This window comes from Streptomyces sp. NPDC001093 (genome assembly GCF_040298985.1).
Classification (GTDB): domain Bacteria; phylum Actinomycetota; class Actinomycetes; order Streptomycetales; family Streptomycetaceae; genus Streptomyces.
The window spans coordinates 11,970-30,540 of sequence record NZ_JBEPBF010000043.1 but is presented as its reverse complement, the minus strand read 5'-3'; the positions used below and the strand labels follow the sequence as shown (position 1 = coordinate 30,540).

The following is an 18,571-nucleotide window of genomic DNA, read 5'->3' as shown; positions in this document are numbered from 1 at the left end:
CCCCACCCGCAGCGCCTGCGTCACCCCCCGGATAGCGTGGGGAGGTGCAGTTCAACAGGCGTGAGAGAAGATGGAGTCACACCGTCGCCGCTCTGGTGATGGCTGTGCTCGGCGTGGGCATCCTTGCCGCGAACATCGTCGAGGTCGTCCAGGGCGATGACCGGATATCCGACCTGCGCGCACACGGGCGCCGGGTTCCCGGCAACGCCTCCGTCCTCGGCACGTGCTCCACCGGCCGCGGCGCCGAGTGTTCCACGAGCGCGGTATGGCTCAGCTTCCACGATGCCAAGGGGCTGCCACAGTTCACGTCCGAGGCCCGCCTGGCCCACACCCTCTATGTACCGAGCGGCCCGAGGGACGACGAGGGCCATGTGCACACCACTGTGGTCTACGACCCGGCAGACCCGGAAGACGCGCAGGCGGTCGGCGTACTGCGCTGGAACGCATGGAACCTGATCGAGCACCGATGGCTCGCCTTCACCATCGGCCTGGTGCTGGCCGCGGCCGGTGCGGCGGCACTCGTCGGCGACCGGCTCCGCGACTGAGGGAAGCGACGCCGGGCGACCTCCTGCGCGGGGCGATGGTGGCTTGGTAATCGCTTGCAGGGGCTTTGCTCGAAGGCTCAGCATGACGGTTCCCACTCGTTGTTCGTCGGTACCTGGCCTAGGCGCCCGGGCGCGTGAGGAGTGATCGCGAGCTGCGCGGAGTCATGACGAGTGGATGACGGTGTCCCGTGTCTTCCGAAGGGGCTGGATGTGCCAGAGCCGTTTGATGCCGTGACCCCTGCTGCTGCCGCGGGCGGGGCCGGGTGCCCGCCGCGGGTGCCCGCACCGCCGACAGTCGGCGTGGAGGAGGAGTTCGTGCTGGCCGACCGGGGCACCAGGTCGGCCGTCTGCAGGTCGCGTTCCGTTGTCCGTGCCGCCGGCGATCGCCTCGGCGGGCAGCATGTGGCACCCGAGCTGTCGCAGTCCCAGGTGGAGACGGTCAGTGAGGTGTGTCGTACGGGCGTCGAACTGGAGGCGGAGATCATCCGATTACGCACGGGGGCGGCTGCCGCGGCGGCCGAGCACGACTGCCTGCTGGTGCCCAGCGGCGTGGCGGTCCTGGGCCGCTCCGGGCCGCCGCCCGTCCTGGACCAGGCACGGTACCAGGCCCTCGCACGCCGCTTCGGGCCGCTGATCCACGAGCAGGGCGTGAACGCCTGCCACGTGCACGTCGGCGTGGCCGACCGGGAAGAAGCCATACAGGCGGTCAACCACCTGCGGGGCTGGATGCCTCTGCTGTTGGCCCTGACCGCCAACTCCCCGTACTGCGACGGGAGTGACACCGGATACGCGAGCTGGCGCTCGGTGGTGTGGAGTCGATGGCCCTCGGCAGGGCCCCCTCCCCGCCTGCGCGGCACGGCCCACTACGAACAGGTTGTCGGCCAACTCGTGGGCAGCGGGGCGGCGCTGGATCCGGCCATGGTCTACTGGCACGTCCGGCCCTCGGCGCATCTTCCCACCATCGAGGTGCGCATCGCGGACGTGCTGCCCGACGCCGCGGCCACCACCGCGTACGCACTGCTCGTCCGCGCCCTCGTCGGGCATGCCGTGGAGCTGGTACGCGCCGGGGAACTCGCGCCCGACGTTCCCGATCTGCTGTTGCGGGCCGCGTGCTGGCAGGCCGCCCGGCACGGGCCGAGCGGGACCCTTCCCGGCACCCACACCCACGACTGCGCTCCCACGAGTGCCGGCCGGCTGATCGAGGAGCTCTGGAAACGGGTCGAGCCCCACCTCAGCCGGCACGGCGACGATCGGCGCGTCCGCGACTGGCTGGGCGATGTCCAGCTGAACGGGTCCGGCTCCGCGCGGCAGAGGCGTGTGGCGGAACGGCACGAGGACGGCCTATGGGCTGTGGTGGACGACCTGGCCGTCGAGGTTCCGTGAATCCGAGCCGGACGTCAGGACGACCGCGGAGAACCTGGCGCGCCACGCGGCTGGGGAGGATGTGGCTGGTGTTGCCCTCGTTGCGCAAGCCGCAGGAGTGGGAGCGGTTCGTGGACGGGCGAACCGAACTCGGCTGCACTCCGTCGACATCGACGGACACCCTTGGGTCTACGGTGGTCCCGAGGGCTCTGTTCGGAAACCGAGCGCAGCCCGGAGGACTCGGCTTCGCCGAACCGTGCCGCTCCTGCCCGTGCGGGGGGTGCCATGAAAGTCGAAATGATCCAAACGGCCGCCAACGTTCTCTTCGACGTACCGGACGAGATGCACCAAGAGATCATCATGCTCATCAGCGCGGTCACCGACGACACCGAGACACGGGCGCCGGACCTCGCGGCCGCCTTCGGGGAGTGGTGCTGGCTCGTGTACACGATCCGCGGCGACGTGGTCGAGGTGCTGGACGTCGGCTGCGCTCGCTGACGCCGTCGGTGCGGGGCGTGACCGACCGCCCGGCCGCGGAGGCGCACCCGGACCGCCCGCACGGAGCTGCTCACGGCCGTAGGCGCGCCCGCCACCGGACTCCGCGGGCCGGCCCGTCCCGGCCGCCGGTCGTCCCGGGCCGGAGCCCCCGTGCCCGGCGCCGGCACGGCCCGACGATGCCGCCGCATGTGCTGCGGACAGCAAGGCGTGGCCTGACCCTGCCTCAGGCACCGTCCTGATCCGCTCAGGTGGACCGTCACCCGTGCCTACCATCGGCCCATGACGACTGCCCCCACCGCCTCGCTGGCCACCGCCCAACGCTCGCTGGGCGACCCCGCCTGCCGCTATCCTCTGTGGCCTCCGCTGACCAGCGGCTGCCCGAAGACGAGCACGGACGACGTCGCATACCCGGTCGAGGTGGACTACGCGTACGACCGTGTGCCCGCCGGCCTCTTCGGCAGTCGCCCCCCTCGCACCGGCCTCGACCACTGGGCCCCACTTCTCCCGCCCCTCGCCGCTCCCGGGCTCGGCGAGGGCGGCACCCCCCTGGTGGAGCTGGAGCCCGGGGTGTTCGTCAAGGACGAGGCCCGCAATCCGACCTGGAGCCACAAGGACCGGCTCAACCGCTGCACCGTCAGCGCCGCCCTGGCCTCCGGCGCCCCCGGCGTCGTCGTCGCGTCATCCGGCAATCACGGCGCCTCCGCCGCGGCGTTCGCGGCGCGTGCCGGGCTGCGCTGCGTCGTCCTCACCTCCACCGACCTGCCACCGGCGATGGACGCCTTCCTGCGCGCATACGGCGCTGTCGTGCTGCCCGTGCCGGTCGAAGCACGCTGGCCGCTCACCCGACGGATCGCTGAGCACGTCGGGCTGCAGCCCGTCAGCAACCAGACCCGCACCCATACCGGCCACGCCTTCGGGCCCGAGGGCTACAAGACGGTCGCGTACGAGATCCACGCCGATCTCGGTGTCCCCGCGGCCGTCTTCGTCCCGACCGGCTACGGCGAGCTGCTCTTCGGCATCGGGAAGGGCTTCGCCGAGCTGCGCCGCCTCGGGGTGACGGACCGGGTCCCCCGGCTGATCGCCTGCGAACCCGCCGCCGGCGGACCGCTTGCCGCCGCCCTGCGCCAGGGGCTGCCGGCAGCGCATGTGGATGTCGGCGCCACCGACGCGTACGGCATCGACTGCCCGGTGAACAGCTACCGCGGCGTACTCGCGGTGCGCGGCAGCGGAGGCCGCGCGGTCCTGCTCACGGACGAGCAACTGTACGCGGCCCAGTCCGAGTTGGCCCGGGCCGGCCTGTGGGCGGAGCTCTCGGCGGCGGCCGGCCTGGCGGGGCTGCGGGCCTGCGCCGACGAGGACTTCGACGGCCCGGTGGTCTGCGTGTCCACCTCCAGCGGGTTCAAGGACCGAGGGGTCGGGCGGCACCGCAGCGAGCCGGTGGCACCCGAGTGGACTGCCGTGCGGGCCCGGCTGCGCGCGGCCGGGCTCGGCGAGTGAGCGTACGGTGATCGGCCACGGCACGGACAGCCCTTGAGCGGTTCAGCGACGGTGGTGTTCACCCTGCCCATGTGCGTGGTCGTGCTCGTGGTCGTGGTCGCCCTGGTTCGGTGAGCCGCTCATCATGCGCAGCATCGCCGGACCGCCGGTGCGCAGGAAACGGACCAGGAGGGCGGCGGCCAGCAGCAGGAAGGCGATGTTGAGCCAGGTCGTGTAGTTCCAGCTGACGCCCTCCGCGGGGATCTTCGCGTCGGCCTGGTCGGGGACGAGGCCCAGACCCCCGAAGACGAACTCCACGACATAGCCGGCCACCGCCATCGCCGCGAAGAAGGTGCCCAGCAGGAAGGCGGCCATCCGGGCGCCGTAGTACTTCCGGTAGATGTTCAGGATCGGCAGGATCAGCAGGTCGGCGTAGATGAAGGCGATGACACCGCCGAAACTGATGCCGCCCTTCCACAGCACCACGGCCAGCGGCACGTTGCCGATGGAGCAGACGAACGCGGCGATGGCCACCACCGGCCCGATCAGCGGCCCGATCAGCTTGGCCGCGAGCGGATGGCCGGCCAGGAAGAAGCTGTGCCAGAAGTCGTCCGGCACCCACGCGGCGATCGCCCCGGCGATCAGGAGTCCCGCGACCAGGTCACGCAGGATCGCCGCCCACTCCATGACGAAGATGTGCGAGACGGAGGTGAGGCCGTCGCGGGAGAGGAGCCGGCGCAGGAAGCCGCCTTCGCCGCGCAGGGACATGTCCATCGCCGCGTGCCCCTCCATGGACCCGGCCAGCCCGCGCTCGGCCTGTTCCCGCGCCTGCCGCAGCAGCCGCTCACGCAGGAGGAGCCGGAACAGCAGCGCGAGTACGACGATCATGATCGGACCGCCGACGAACTCCGCCGCGGTGAACTGCCACCCCATCAACAGCGCCAGGATCACGCCCAGTTCGACCACAAGGTTGGTCGAGGCGATCTCGAATCCCATCGCCGCCGTGAAGTCCGCCCCCTTGCGGAACAGCGAGCGGGCGAGCGCGACCGCGGCGTACGAGCAGGACGACGAGGCCGCGCCGAGCCCCGCGGACAGGGCGAGCGTACGGGGCCGGTCGTCGCCCAGCAGTCGTACGACCGTCTCCCGGTGAACCACCGCCTGGACGACGGCGGACAGCGTGAAGCCGAGGATCAATGCCCAGGTGATCTCCCAGGTCATGGACCCGGCGATGGACAGAGCGTGTCCGATCGCATGCATGATGCACACCCTTCGCCGTCATCTGCCGTCAGTGGGCTCGATGATATACCCCATGGGGGTATATCGCATGGACAGGTGTGCTGGCGGTGGTGGGAAGCCGTGAAGAGGCGGCCTGGGACGAACGTCGGCTCGAGCGGCGAATACGCCGTGTACCAGCTGGTGTTCGAGGCCGTCGGCCGGGTCGTGAACGAGGTCCTGGCCGAGCGCCGGCCGGCGAGCGGGGCCCGGTCGGTGCACCTGCGCCACCCGGGCGGGGGCGGCCGGTACACCCGGACATCATCGGCATCGAGCAGGAGGATTCCCGGATTGCGGGACGATCGAGGCGGCTCTGCGCCGGCGCGACTCCACCTGGCCTCGGTGACGGGGTGTCCGCCGCGGTCAGCGCCTAGATCCGGCAACGGCGGCGGCGGGCCCCGACCTCGGCGGCCGCATCGTCCGGGACGCAGGCCGGCGGGGGGCCGGGGGGAGCCGGGGGGGGTGAGGGATGCGGGTTCAGCGGGGAGGGGCGGGCCCTGCGTCAGCCGATGAGTGAGCGGAACTGCTCGATCGTACGGCGTCGCATGGTGAGGAAGGCGAGCCAGGAACCGTCGGCGTAGTGCAGCCGGAAGCGGGCCATGAGCTGGGTCCGGGGCCGGCGTTCGACCCGGGTCACCCACGCACGCGGCACCTCCCACACCGGGGTGCCGTCCAGCGGCTGGACCAGTCCGATGCGCTGGTCGGTCACGCGCATCAGCAGCGCGCCGGAGGTGCGCGGCATCCCGGCGGCGATGCTGCCCGCCCCACCCGACTGCGCGCCCACGGAGTTGACCATGTGGTTCGCGAGGGATGCCCCGATACCGATGCCCTTGGCACTCTTGGCGGGGACGACGGAGGCGTACGCCAAGAGGCTTTCACCGGGGGCCAGTTGACTGTGGGCGGAACGCTCACGGAGGGCGGACATGCTCACGATCATAGGCGACTGAGACGGAGCAGGCGGCAAGGGGTGGCGCGCTCCGGCCGCCCCGCGCAGAGCGGGACGGCCCGAGGCCTGAAGTCGGTGGCGAGGAAAGCGAAGAGGCTAGATTCAAGGAGTGGTGAGAAGGAAGCCCCTTCATGGCCTCGCCATGGCCCACGTTAACAGTCAGGCGGGGATCAGGTCGCGCAGATTTTCGACGGTGACGATCTGCGACCCCGGGTGCAGCCCCTCGGGTCGTTCCAGGCCGATATAGGTGACGGGGCCCGCCGGTACGGTCTTGCCGTCCCACAGGGTGATGGCCGTCCCGCCACAGGCCATGAGGCCGGTGAGGTACCGCACCGTGACCTGTTCGCGTTCGACGATGCCGCGCAGCAGGGTCGCCACCGTCACCCGGTTGCCCTCGACGCGGTTGGAGGTCGGGGTCCCCTTCAGATACAGGTGCAGCCACTTGGCGTGCCACCGGCCGTCCGGGGCACGCAGGAACGCCAGCGGCAGCGCGACCCGGCCCGGACCGCGCAGCTCCGACTTCATCCGCACCGTACGCGGCTCGAACGGGCGGCCCTTCTGCTCGGCCTCGCGCAGCATGAACCCGAAGAACGACTCCTCGACCTCCTCGAAGCCCTCCCCCGAGAAGATGTTGACCTGCGGGACGATGCAGCTGCCCCGCACGGCGCCCAGCCGCAGGTTGATGAACTCCGAGGCCCCGTCCGGCGCATCGGTGATGTCTCCGGAGTGCTCGCCCTCCGCGTCTCGGAGATTGGTGTACGACAGCCAGGAGACGGTCGCGTAGTCGGCGTTCAGCAGCAAGGCCGACAGGTCGAAGTCGGTGGTGCGCCGGGCCTGTTTCCAGTAGACGAAGAAGCGCAGCAGCTCTCCGTCGACGCGGGAGAGCGAGCCGCGCGGCAGCACACCGAGACCGGGGGCGGTGGCCCTGCCGCTCAGTGGCAGCGCCACGTCCAGGACGTCCGGGTCGACCAGCAGGTGATCCGGGGCGGGCAGTCGGCGGCGCACCTCCGCGTCGAGCGCGGCGATCACCCGGTTCCGCTCCGGTGCAGGCACCGGCGGGCGGGTGTCGTCGGTGACCCAGGCCCGGCCGAGGCGGTTGACGAACACCCGCCGCCGACCGGTCTCCGCGCCGCGGTTGTGCAGGTGCTCACGCACCGACAGCAGGACCCGTCCGGAGACGCCGGGGGCGGCCTCCTCGGCGGCGGACACGACGGCGTCGCGCTCGTCCTGTGTGCGGGCGGCGCGCAGCAGCCGGTCCAGGGAGCGCAGCAGCTTGCCCGGGGCAGCCTTGAGCAGCTCGGCCGCGCCGATGGTGTCGCCCACGCCGAACAGCTCCTCCACCCGGCTGTCCAGGGAGCGCGCCGCCTTCTCGCCGCGCGCGACGGCGAACACCTCGGCCGCATGGGGCCACTGCGGGTACTCGTGCGGGTGCAGTCGCTCGCCGAGCCTTTTCCACATCTCGCGGTGTGCGTGTACGTCGGCGAGTTTCGCCGGAGTCGCGGCCACGACCGCGTCCAGGCCCGTGAGCAACGCCCGGCGCACCCCACGGGGCAGTGCCCGCAGCCGCGTCGGCTCCTGGAGCGTCACGTCACCGCCCGACAGCGCGCAGGCCAGCCGGAGCACATCGGTGACGGTGTCCAGCAACAGACCCGTACCGGCCGTGAGCCGGGCCTGGTTGACCACCGCCCGCGTCTCGCGCACCGGGATCCGATCGGGCTGCGGCCCGTGTGCACAGACACCGGCGAGATCCTGCAGATCCCGCAGGTCGTCCTCGCCCAGCGGCGTGCTGCTGCCCGCCAACGCCACGTACACGGCTTCCAGTTCGTCCTCCACCGTGCCGCCCAGGTGCAGGACCGTCAACCGGTCGCCCGCAGCGCCCGCCAGCTCGTCGTGCCGGGCGAGCATCTCGGCGTACGTGTGCTGGTAGTTGCCGTACGCGGGGAGGGTGAGCAGGTTCACCACACCGGCGCTGAGCTGCTCGAGCGTGCTCGTGCGCGACCTGTCGTCGGCGAGGGCCTCGGTGATGCACCGCATCCAGAAGTCGAAGGTGTCCGGCACGTTGGCCGGGAAGTCGATGAAGTACGCGTTGTGCCGGACATGGTCGCCGACCATCTCACGGACCGTACCCAGCGTCGCCACGGCGGTGTCGACCACCGTCTTCTCGGGCAGCCCCGACAGATGCTCGAGCAACTCGGCCGAGAGCTTGAAGCCCACGGACATCAACGCGGCGTCGAACTGCCGCGCCGCGACGGCACCTTCACCGCTGGGCCCCGTCGGGGCGGGCAGGCGGTGGGTGTGCCGGATGACCAGGGAGTGGAGACGATGGACCATTGCGGCATGGTCGCAAGGCAGAGCGAGCCGGCGCACCCGGTTTTCGGGCATGTGCACCGAGGCTGCCCCGCCCCGTACTGCTGCCCGGCCGGCGTTTAGCGGTACTGGGCTGACAACGAGTCGAACAGCTCTCGTCCGGTGCCTGCAGAAGTTCGCCAAGCTCCCAGGGCGCCCGCATCAGGGCGGCAACTGCGGCAAGAACCCGGATGCCTGAGGGCCGAGCGGGGCGAGAAGGCCGCAGCCAGCCTTCACCGGCCAGGTGGCTCCTTGTGCTCAGCCCGCCGGGTGAACGGCCGAGGCTCTCATCGGGGTGAGGCTGGGCGGGCCGGCTGCGCCGGTCGGGTTTCCGCGGCGCCTGCTGGTGGGCGCCGACGGGGTGCTGGTGGGTAGTCACGCAGAGCCGACGGACAGGGCCTGGGGCACCGTCCCGCCCGCGCGGTCAGTGCTCGTCGTCCGGCGGCAGGGTGGGCACATCGGCGCGGAAGAGGCTGATCAGCAGTCCGTACGGCTTGCCGTCGGCGGGGCTTGTCGGGTGTGGCTCGGCGGTCATCGCGCGCAGCCTCGCTTCCAGCGCGTGCGCCTCGGCGTCGGTGAGCCAGACGTGGCGCAGCGCGGTGTGCGAGGCCTGTCCGGGCTTGTCCGGCAGCATCTCGCCGAGTGCGGCGTTGATGAGGAACTCCGGCCCGACCGGAGCGTCCGGGTGCACTCTGAAAGTACGGCTGACCAGGGCGAAGTACTGCTCGGTGCCACCGCGCACCTGGCGGGTCTCGGCCAGTCGGACCAGCCCGGCCTCGCGCAACACGCGCACGTGGTAGCCGATGGTGCCCTTGCTCGTGCCGAGGGCGTGGGCGAGCTGACGCAGGGTCGCGGGGCGCTGTCGCAGCGCGTTGACCATGCGGTGGCGTATCGGGTGACCGAGGGCTTTGAACTGCTCGGGCAGTACGAGGTGGACCTCCTCGCCCTGGAGTCGCTGTTCCTGGTCGGAGTCGCTGCCGCGTGCGGGTGGCTGATCTTCTGCCATGAAGGAAAGTGTCCACGAACCTAAACGCTTTTGACAACTCGGCCTGCCGGCCGCAGAATCCCACGTTGTGGAAGTGACGAGAATTCTCGTCACTTAGTTTTCGTGAGACCTCAAGGAGCCCGATGCCCCTCGCCACGGCCCGCGTCGCCACCGCTCGCCCCGCGCGCCATCTCAAGCGGCTGCTCGCACACATGGGACACAAGGCCACTGCCACACTGACTCCTGACGGCCACGGCGCGATCACGGTGGCCGCCGGGACCTGCAGCCTCACGACGGCTCCGGACGGGCTGGAGCTGACCGCCGTCGCGGTCGACGAGCGGTCGCTGGCCTGCGTCCAGGACGTGATCACACGTCACTTGGTGCGCTTCGCCACCCAGGAGGAGCTCGTCGTGGAGTGGAGTGCCCCGCTCGACGGCGGAGAGCTGGAGCCCACCGCCCCCGTCGTCGGTGACTACCTGCTCACCCACCACACGCCGGCCGACGACGTCCTCAGGGAGCTGGCCGTCGCCACGCGCGAGGCCGCCGCCGGCGCCGCGCACATGCAGGTCTCCTCCGACGAGGGCACGCTGCTCACCATGCTGACCAGGCTGACCGGTGCCCGCTTCGCCGTCGAGGTCGGAGTCTTCACCGGCTACTCGACTCTGTGCATCGCCCGCGGCCTGGCCGAGGGCGGCCGACTGCTGGCCTGTGACGTGAGCGAGGAGTGGGCCGCGATCGGCCGGCCGTACTGGGAGCGTGCGGGCGTCGCCGACCGGATCGACCTGCGCATCGCGCCTGCGCTTCAGACGCTGCGCGCGCTCGACACCGATCCGGTCATCGACATCGCCTTCATCGATGCCGACAAGGGCACCTACCCGGCGTACTACGAGGAGATCGTGCGCCGACTGCGTCCCGGCGGGCTGGTGGTCCTGGACAACGTCTTCCTCGGCGGCCGCGTCTTCGACCCCGCCTACCAGGAGGAGCACCACCTGGCGATACGGCGGCTGAACGATCTGATCGCGGCCGACGAGCGGGTGGACTCGGTGATGCTGCCGGTGCGCGACGGGGTGACCATCGCCCGGCGCCGCTGACGCGCTGACTGAACCACCTGATATCACGGCAGCTGCTTCTGGCGGCCGGGAGACAAGCGCCTTGGCAGGATGGTGTCCACCCTGCTGCCTTGATGCCCGCCGAGAACGTCGAACGCCACGTGGCCACTGACCGCATCCTGGCCACTGATCCCTACGTTCTCAACGGCGTTGCCACACACAGCGATGTGGAGTTCGTGCCTTCGTTGGTCGCGCCTGGTTTGGAGGATCTCACCTCCCGGGGTGAGCCGATGTCTCCGGCGGCCAGGTACTCACGGTGTATGAGGCGGGACAAGTCGCCATTCCCCGGAATGGCCAGGTGGGAGCGTCAGGTCACGGCGGACGGCCGCGTAGTACCCGTCACGTGCGGCGCGTTGGCGCTTCAGCATGGCTGACCAGGTTTCCGGGCTATGAGTCTGGTCTCGCACGAACCCTTCCATCTCCATCACCACGACGACCCATTCGCGGGCTTTCTCCACCACGTCCGGGGTGCCAAGCATCAACAGTGCCTCACCGGCCGGGTCCCGGGCATCAGCGGCATCGGCCACGTCAGGCGCCGCTTCCTCAGGCGAGAGGGGGTGCGGGTGAGGGTCGTTGCCGAGGTGCGCCGCGACCCGGTAAGCCAGGGTGACACTCCGCTTCAGCGACCTGGCGTAGTCGGCGTAGGCCGTCAGCCGCCGCTCTTCCCAACGGGCCGCCTGCTCGCGACGGAAGCGGGCTTGGTCGCCGCGCGTGCTCGCCAAGTACGATCCAAGGGCACCGATGACCACCCCGATCAGCGCGGGGAGCTGTTGCATGAACGCCGACATGGCCACACGGTATATCGCTGGTGGCAGCTGCGACTTGACGGCGTTTCCATTCAGGTCGTCGGCAGCGGCCGGCCAGGACATCCACCAAGCGTTCCTCAAGCCTGCCGCCTCATCACCCTGCGCCGACCGCGCTCACTGCTTGAGCAGCTCTTACCGAGCGCTGGAATGATCTGTGCCGCACAAGCAAAGCGGAAGGTGGTTCGGTGAGCCTGTTGAAGGCCTTGCGGCGACGAGCCGCCGGGGCCGTGGACGGCGGTGTACGTGCATTGGTGCTCCGGGTCGAGCAGGCGGGCAGGCTGATCGGGGCGGGGCGGCCGCAGGAAGCCGAGGCCGCGCTGCGCGAGGTCCTGCGGCTCTGCCTGGCGGACCCCTCGATCGGCCCGGATCACACGGTGACGCATCAGGCTCGGTGCAAGCTGGCGAGCGCACTTCTGGCTGCGGGTGAGTACCAGCAGGCGAGACGTGAGGCGGAAGCCGTGTTGGCGGCGCGGCTGGTTCCCCGGCCAGGGTGGGAACTGCTGCGGCTCCAGCCTCGCGATGTCCTCGCTCACGCGATCAACGCGCAGGGCGAGCATGCGCGGGCCGCTGCGCTCTTCGCAGAAGTCGCCAAGGGGTACCGAGATCTCCATGGACCGCGCCATCCGCTGGTCCTGAAAGCGCGCTGCGAGCGCGCGCAGGCTCTGGCGTACACCGGGGCGGACCACACCGAGGTGGAGTCCGAGTGCCGGGAGGTGCTCAGACGGTGTCGCCGGGACAGCGCGTACTCTCGCTTGGTGGCGTGGGCCGCGTCCAACGGGCTGGCCTACGCACTGACGCAGCAGGGCCGTCACACCGAGGCCGAGGAGGTGGCACGGCAGGCGCTGCGCGATCTCGACCAGTCCGCGAGCACCCTCGTGCGTGAGCGCTTGGATGTGGTCTTCCACGCTGCGCTCGCGCGTGCGCTCAACGGCCAGGGCCGGCATGAGGAAGCGCTGGATCTTCTGGACACCGGACTGGCGTCGGCGAAGGTGCGCCACACCGAAGCGGGCGTGATCGAGTTGGTGCGTGCCGTCGCGCTGTCCGGCCTCGGACGCCACGCCGAGGCGGAAGCCGAAGCCCGCCTGGGCCTGCAGGAGATGCAGGGCACTTTGGGATCCGGTCACGGGCGCATCATGCAGGCGAGGAAGGTGCTCGACGAGATCGCCACCCGCACGCGTGGCCTCTGACGCCGCGGGCCCGCTCGGCTTCGGCCGGTACGTCCCGGTACAACGACGGAAAGGGTGAGGCGGATGGCTTCGGATGGCACCGTCGCCCGCCACGGAGCCGCCCGAGGGAGCTGAGCGGGCCCCACCGAAGCGCGGTGGCGCGAACCATCGCCTGCCTGCACCGCTTTGCCGCCTCCGCCGTGCCGCACGAACTGCGCTCGTTTGACCAGGGCCGCCGAGTGCGCATCGGCGCCGCGGTCCTCGGCATGGGTACCCCAACGGCTGATCGACCCGGGCATGTTCGGGGTGAGCGGCACTGATCACGCGTGGAGGCCGGCCGAGCCACCACAGTCTCGTCCCTTTCTCGGGCCTCCGTGCGCTCTGGGTGATTCCGCGTCAGGACGCAGGATGCGGCAGACTGATGGAACGGCTTTCCTCCACCACGCGATAGCCGGCGCTCGTGTACAGGTTCATGGCCACCTCGTTGCCGCCCCACACGGTGAACATCAGCGTCGTGTCGCCCGCTTCGAGCGTCGCCTGCTCGCCGGCCGCCATCGCGGCCCGCCCGTACCCGTTGCCGCGGTGCTGCTCCTTGATGTGGAGGGAGTAGCCATAGGTGACTCCAGGGAGGTGCCCGTGCTTCAGCCACCCGGTGCCGATGTCCTCGCCCCGGTCCTCGAGCACCAGGAAGGTGTTGTCGGGCGTCGCCAGGCCCTGGGGTATCAGGTCGGCGAAGTCGCGGTCGGACTTGCGTACGGCCTCCTCGTGACTCAAGGCTCCCGAGCGGACGATGTCGCCCACGTAGGCGGCCTTCTCGAAGGCGAGCCAGTGGGGGTATTCGGCCTGTGTCATCGGCCGTGCGGTGACACCGGAGAGGGGTGTCTGCGGGGCATCGATGCACCGCGCCCTGAGCTGGCCGCGGACGCTGTAACCGTCGAACAGCTCGCCCGCGGGCCCGGTGAGCCGGATGCTCAGCCGGCGTGCGCCGCCCTCGGCACACCACTGCTCGGCCCAGTCTCGGGCGGCCTCCTCGTGTCCCCGACCGGCGTGGGGCGCGTCGATGTGGAGGTCGCAGATACGGCCCGCGAGGGCGCCGTGGTGGTCGGCCACGACCACGGCGACATGTCCCACACGCCTCCCGGCGTCGGTGATCTCGGCAACGGTCCAGTCGCCGATGTCTGCGCGTATATCTTCGACCATGCGCTCCGCGGCCGCCTCACCGAGCCCGGCCGCTGTGTAGGAGGCGAGCAGCCGCCGCTCGAAGTCCTTCTGCCAATGCGTGTTGTCACCAAGGATGCTGAATTCCCTCACCTGATCACAGTAGTCACGTGGTCATGGACCTGGGCGGAATATCGCGGGGGAGGGGGGACGCCGCCTGTCCCGGATGGGAGCTGAAGTCGGTTCCGCTGCCGGGGAGACGGGTGTCCGGTGTGGTCGACGCCGGGTGCGCCGGCGGTCCGTCCGATCTGATCGGCGGAGCTCGTCCGGCTTCGGCGTGGGGAGTCGAGGAGGGCGAGTGGTGTCGGCAGGTCGCAGGCGCGTGAGCGCGGTGCCGATCGGATCACCGCCACAGCCCGCGGCGATGAACACCTCGGTCATGAAGCTTGGCGGGACCTGATGGAGAAGTAGTCGGTGAGCGGTGCGGCGTAGCCGGTCATGCAGTCGGGTAACCGCGAAACCGCGGCCTATGGGGAACGTGCGCTCCTGCGCGGTGATGCGAATACCTGCGCAGAGGTCGCTTCCACAAAGTCCACCTCACGGTTGCGAGGCTGGTGCGACGGCTGGAGCTTGCTACGACCGTTGGCATGAAATCACCTTCCTGCTCTGGTTGTTACGTGCGTGTGCGCGGGCCCAGCGGGTGCGGTCTACTGCGCGGCGTGGAGAGGATCCTGCTGATCGAAGCGCTCGCACACTCGGGTCCCTATGCGCTGGATGCCGCCCGTGCACTCGGCGCGCGCGTTCTCGTCGCCACCCACGCGGACCTCCACGAGAGCCACCCCGCCGCATTGCGGGACAAGATCCACGGCACGGTGTTCACCGGCGTCACCCACCCACAGTGGGCGCCGGCAGATGTGGCCGCGATGAGTACTTCAACCCGCCCCTGGTCGAGACGCACTCCATCGGCGGCGCCTACCGGGCCGAGACCGGTCGCACGCGCCACGCCGCCGTGCTGCCAAGGCTGGCAAGGGAGTGCGCGATCCGGTTCCTCACCCCACCGCGGCCCGGCACCTTCCACCGGCCGGCCATCCACGCCCGGTACGACGGCCTGGTCGACCAGGACACCGCCACGCCGCCCGGCGCCGCCGCCGGCCGTGCCACGACAGCTCGGCCCGCACCGGCCACCTGGCCCCCGCACCGCCCCCTCGACCGCCCAGGTCAACGCCGACGCCGCCCACGCACTCGCCCACATCCGCAGAGAAGTGAGCTGACATGCAGCGCATCGCCTTCCTCCGCTCCGTCGACATCCGGCGCGCCGACCCCTACATCCACGGCATCGCCCCCGCCCTGGCACGGCTCGGCGCCGAGGCCCGCCTCTTCCACACCCATGGCGACTGCAGCCCGGACCTGTTCCCGGGTACGAGCGAGCGGCTCGACCCCGCCGCGACACCGGACGAGTTCGTCGAGCGGGTGCGGGCCTGGGGAGCCGATGCCGCCGTGGCGATATCCCTGCCGGACGAGAACGCCCTGCGCGACGCCGTGACCAAGACCAAGCTCGAAGCCCTCGGCATTCGCACCGTCATGACTCCCCTCGCCGCCACGCGCGTCCTGTGCGACAAGTGGGAGACCAAGCGGGTCCTGGAGGCGCACGGCATCACCACCCCGCCCGCCGTCCTGGTCGACAGCGACCTCCTCAACGACCGGGCGCTGCCCGTCCCGGCCTACCCGGACACTGTCCGGCTTGCCGCTCAGGACATCGGATATCCCCTCATGGCAAAGCCGCTCTGGGACTCCACCAGCATGGGCATCGAGTTCATCCCGGACCCGGCCGCCCTCGACCGCCACCTGGCCGCCCGCCCCGCGGCGCACGCGGTCCTGGAGAAGTGCGTCAGCGGACGGCTCTGCTCGGTCGACATCGTCGGCGCCGACGGCCACTACACCGTCATGCCGCTCATCTGGACCGGCACGGCGGGAGGCCCTCCCGCCTTCACCTTCGAGGACCTGCGATACGTCAACCCCGCCCCGGACGACGACTTCCGGCCCACCGCGCAGCGCTTGGTGGACCTGTGTACGGAACTCGGGGCCGAGGGGTCCGTCAACGTCGACATGATCTACGCCGACGGCATCTACCACGTCCTGGAGATCAACCCCCGGATCGGCGGCGCCACCACCTTGTCCATCGCCGCCAGCGGATTCAACACCTTCGTCGCCCTCCTCGACATCCTGGGCGGTGCCTGGCCGACCCGGACCGACGCACCGGCCGAGCGATTCGCGATCGAATGCCTCACCGCGAACCCCACTCCCGCGCTGCTCGCCGAACTCCGCGCCCGCATCGAACTCGTCACCTGCCACGACCTGATCATCGACGGCCACAACCGCGGCGGCATCCTCACGTTCACCGTGAACCCCGGCGACGAACAGCGGACGGTGAAGGAACTCACCGCGCTGTGCGCGCAGACCGGCTTCATCCCGACCCCCAAGCTCGAAAAGATCCGCCGCCAGCTGACCCCCGCGAGCCGGTGAACATCCCGACCAGCGGGCGAGCGTAGGACGCGCTTCGATGCCCTTCGCTCTCGGCGCCGATGTGACGGTCTCCGGCGACGGGACGTGGGGGCCGCGCTCCACCATCTCGGTCGACGTGTTCCAGCCCGAGAGGCGGTCGTGCTGATCGCGCGGTTCGGTCGGTGCCGTCATCAGACCGAGCTTGGGACGCTCACTGCGGTCCGCTTGCTGTGGTCCTTGATTACCTCGCTCGAGCAGACATGTAGCCCACTCCCCGCCCGCCGGGCTGGACGTGCCGAGCCGGTGGGCGGTTCAGACGCGAGCCGGAAGTTCGGGCCCGGCGTCCAGAAAGAAGGCTCAGCGCCTACCAATAGTGCCGCCGGCCGGCGACCGCGTGCCCCATAGAGCCCAGGATCCACAACACGGCGCCTACGACCACGAGGATTACGCCGATGGTCCACAGGATGGATATCCCTGTGACGAAACCGATGACGAGCAGGATGACACCCAAGGCGATCATGACAGGCCTCCTGGTGATGAATGGGTCCAGCCATCCGAGTGCCCCGAACCGGAACGTGATACGCCATGAGGCTCATGTCGTCCTTGCTCTGTGTGAGCGGGCCGTGCGGCAGGGCCGGACGGGTGGGCAGGGGTTGGACGGGAGACGCCAGCTCCGCTACCCGGAGTGATCACCTGGCTGCTTTGTCTGGGCCACGACCTACGCGTTCGCGCCGCCGGTGACCGGCGGAATCCACTCGTGCCGCTCGGGTAGCATGATCGAACTCACGACGAGCTCCCTCATCGTGTCCTTCACCGGGAGATCATGCTGTCCGGCACGAAGGCGACAATTGATTAACAAATTAACAACTAGCAAATCGGTCAGATAATTGATACCAATCGCGTCGCGGGTGTTTTCGCGAATAAAATCCAGATTTGAGTTCGCCGTGTGCCACCGGCCGCGGGTGACGCTGTGGGCAACGGCGGGTGTGGTGGCCCTCGGGTTCCTCGTTGCACTGGAGGTCGGCGCGCGTCGCTACTGCTTTCCGGGGCCGATCACCAATCAAGTGCGAGAGGTGATATTCCCGCCCAAATCTGGTTTCATTCTGTATGCCAGTATGGCGTTGATGATGGTCGTGCTCACCTGGCGGCAACGGTTCATCGGGGCTGGTGTGGCGATCGGTATTGACGTCGCCTTATTGCTGGCGAGGTGGGCGCTCGGCATCAAGATCACCGATGGTCACCCCTTCGGTACCGGTGCGTTGTGGGTGATTTTGGGCCATGCCGTCATCGCTGTCACGCGGCGAAAGGGGCGAGAGCGTGTCCTGCTGTTGCAGGGCGTCGGGCTGGGCCTGCTGTTGGTGGCCGGTCGCAAGGCCGGCGATACCTGGCTGCTGATCACGTCGAAGACCCGAACGGCCGTCTTCGACCAGTACGTGGCAACCGCTGATCACGCTCTGGGCAACCCGTCGTGGCTGGCAGGCCGGATGGTCAGGGCTACCGGTCCGATCGGCTCCCATATTCTCGACTATGTCTACATTCAGCTTGCGGTAGCCGCAGTCGTCGTTGCGGCGTACCAACTGCGCAACGTGGCGATCGAGCGTCGATTTCCGAGCCACCATCTCGTGCGCACCTTTCTGGTCATCGGCCTGCTCGGGCCGGGAATCTACATGGTCTTCCCGGTGGTCGGACCGGTCTTCGCCTACGGCGCAGATGGCGGTCACTGGGCGGTGGCCAACCTGTGGCCCGACACGCCTCCGCCGATCTATGCGCCGCACCAGATTCCGTTCGACGAGATCACCCCGCGCAACTGCATGCCCAGCCTGCACACAGCCTGGGCCACGGCCATTTTCCTTCATTCCCGAAAGGGGCCACGGATTCTGCGCTGCGCAGGCGCGTTCTGGCTGGTTGCCACGCTTTGCGCAACGCTGGGGTTCGGCTACCACTACGGCGTGGATCTCGTTGCCGGCGTGGTGTTTGCACTCACCATCGAGGCGGCTCTGCGCTTGTCCGAACGTGGCTGGGACCGGTCGGGAATCCAGCTGGTCGTTCATGGCACCGCGGTGTTTGTCGCGCTCTTGCTGTCCTATAGGTATCTGCCTATGCAGATGGCCAGACACCCGTGGGTGTTCGGACCACTTCTCATCCTGGCGATGGCCTCAGTGGTCCACGGCTACGTGCGGACCACCAAACTGTGGGATCCGGCGACTGCACCAGTGCGGCAACCGGAACCGCAACCCGAACCCGTATGAGTCATATGGCGCCAGGAGGAGCGCGAGCACTCCGGGACCTGCACATAACGTGACTTTGCGTTGTGGATTACGCACGTTGCGTTGTCGCCGAGCAGAACGCCCGCCCCGTGCGTATGACTCAATCACAGAAGGAACGGGCGGGATGACCGGG

General features: G+C 69.6%; 15 protein-coding genes. 8 read left to right on the top strand and 7 right to left on the bottom strand.

Going from position 1 to position 18,571, the window contains the following annotated elements:
* Positions 1–44 precede the first annotated feature (44 nt).
* From ABT288_RS22175 to ABT288_RS22160, 4 genes are all read left to right on the top strand, one after another.
* Positions 45–545, top strand: coding sequence for a DUF3592 domain-containing protein (locus ABT288_RS22175; protein ID WP_351610382.1), 501 nt, complete (start codon positions 45–47; stop codon positions 543–545).
* A 276-nt stretch (positions 546–821) separates the two neighbouring features.
* Positions 822–1,928 carry a carboxylate-amine ligase gene (locus ABT288_RS22170; protein ID WP_351610379.1) on the top strand — a complete coding sequence of 369 codons (1,107 nt, stop codon included), beginning with the start codon at positions 822–824 and terminating at the stop codon, positions 1,926–1,928.
* 276 nt (positions 1,929–2,204) lie between these two features.
* The gene (locus ABT288_RS22165) at positions 2,205–2,405 is read left to right on the top strand and encodes a hypothetical protein (protein WP_351610377.1); all 201 of its coding nucleotides are present in this window, start codon (positions 2,205–2,207) and stop codon (positions 2,403–2,405) included.
* 279 nt (positions 2,406–2,684) lie between these two features.
* The gene (locus ABT288_RS22160) at positions 2,685–3,902 is read left to right on the top strand and encodes a threonine synthase (protein WP_351610374.1); all 1,218 of its coding nucleotides are present in this window, start codon (positions 2,685–2,687) and stop codon (positions 3,900–3,902) included.
* A gap of 42 nt (positions 3,903–3,944) precedes the next feature.
* Here ABT288_RS22160 and ABT288_RS22155 read toward each other — a convergent pair whose 3' ends face one another.
* The 4 genes from ABT288_RS22155 to ABT288_RS22140 form a co-directional block, all read right to left on the bottom strand.
* The gene (locus ABT288_RS22155) at positions 3,945–5,138 is read right to left on the bottom strand and encodes a permease (protein WP_351610371.1); all 1,194 of its coding nucleotides are present in this window, start codon (positions 5,136–5,138) and stop codon (positions 3,945–3,947) included.
* Positions 5,139–5,655: 517 nt separating this feature from the next.
* The gene (locus ABT288_RS22150) at positions 5,656–6,078 is read right to left on the bottom strand and encodes a hypothetical protein (RefSeq protein WP_351610369.1); all 423 of its coding nucleotides are present in this window, start codon (positions 6,076–6,078) and stop codon (positions 5,656–5,658) included.
* A gap of 180 nt (positions 6,079–6,258) precedes the next feature.
* The gene (locus ABT288_RS22145; RefSeq protein ID WP_351610366.1) at positions 6,259–8,430 is read right to left on the bottom strand and encodes a TerD family protein; all 2,172 of its coding nucleotides are present in this window, start codon (positions 8,428–8,430) and stop codon (positions 6,259–6,261) included.
* A 439-nt stretch (positions 8,431–8,869) separates the two neighbouring features.
* Complete coding sequence (locus ABT288_RS22140; RefSeq protein WP_351610364.1) at positions 8,870–9,451, bottom strand: ArsR/SmtB family transcription factor; 582 nt, start codon at positions 9,449–9,451, stop codon at positions 8,870–8,872.
* Between the two features lie 122 nt (positions 9,452–9,573).
* On the opposite strand from ABT288_RS22140, the gene ABT288_RS22135 reads away from it, so the two are divergent.
* The gene (locus ABT288_RS22135) at positions 9,574–10,521 is read left to right on the top strand and encodes a DUF2218 domain-containing protein (protein ID WP_351610361.1); all 948 of its coding nucleotides are present in this window, start codon (positions 9,574–9,576) and stop codon (positions 10,519–10,521) included.
* Positions 10,522–10,790: 269 nt separating this feature from the next.
* Here ABT288_RS22135 and ABT288_RS22130 read toward each other — a convergent pair whose 3' ends face one another.
* Positions 10,791–11,327 carry a hypothetical protein gene (locus ABT288_RS22130; RefSeq protein WP_351610358.1) on the bottom strand — a complete coding sequence of 179 codons (537 nt, stop codon included), beginning with the start codon at positions 11,325–11,327 and terminating at the stop codon, positions 10,791–10,793.
* 203 nt (positions 11,328–11,530) lie between these two features.
* On the opposite strand from ABT288_RS22130, the gene ABT288_RS22125 reads away from it, so the two are divergent.
* Positions 11,531–12,532 (top strand): tetratricopeptide repeat protein, encoded by a 1,002-nt coding sequence (locus ABT288_RS22125; protein ID WP_351610356.1) that lies wholly within the window; start codon positions 11,531–11,533, stop codon positions 12,530–12,532.
* 375 nt (positions 12,533–12,907) lie between these two features.
* Here the strand turns inward: ABT288_RS22125 and ABT288_RS22120 are convergent, their stop codons facing one another.
* On the bottom strand, positions 12,908–13,822 hold the full coding sequence (locus ABT288_RS22120) for a GNAT family N-acetyltransferase (RefSeq protein ID WP_351610353.1): 915 nt from the start codon (positions 13,820–13,822) through the stop codon (positions 12,908–12,910).
* A 1,119-nt stretch (positions 13,823–14,941) separates the two neighbouring features.
* Here ABT288_RS22120 and ABT288_RS22115 point away from each other — a divergent pair.
* A complete protein-coding gene (locus ABT288_RS22115; protein WP_351610350.1) occupies positions 14,942–16,192 on the top strand; it encodes an ATP-grasp domain-containing protein in 1,251 nt (416 codons plus the stop codon).
* Between the two features lie 343 nt (positions 16,193–16,535).
* Here the strand turns inward: ABT288_RS22115 and ABT288_RS22110 are convergent, their stop codons facing one another.
* Positions 16,536–16,691, bottom strand: a complete 156-nt coding sequence (locus ABT288_RS22110; protein ID WP_351610347.1) for a DUF6131 family protein — start codon at positions 16,689–16,691, stop codon at positions 16,536–16,538.
* A 442-nt stretch (positions 16,692–17,133) separates the two neighbouring features.
* On the opposite strand from ABT288_RS22110, the gene ABT288_RS22105 reads away from it, so the two are divergent.
* Positions 17,134–18,420 carry a phosphatase PAP2 family protein gene (locus ABT288_RS22105; protein WP_450864039.1) on the top strand — a complete coding sequence of 429 codons (1,287 nt, stop codon included), beginning with the start codon at positions 17,134–17,136 and terminating at the stop codon, positions 18,418–18,420.
* Positions 18,421–18,571 lie beyond the last annotated feature (151 nt).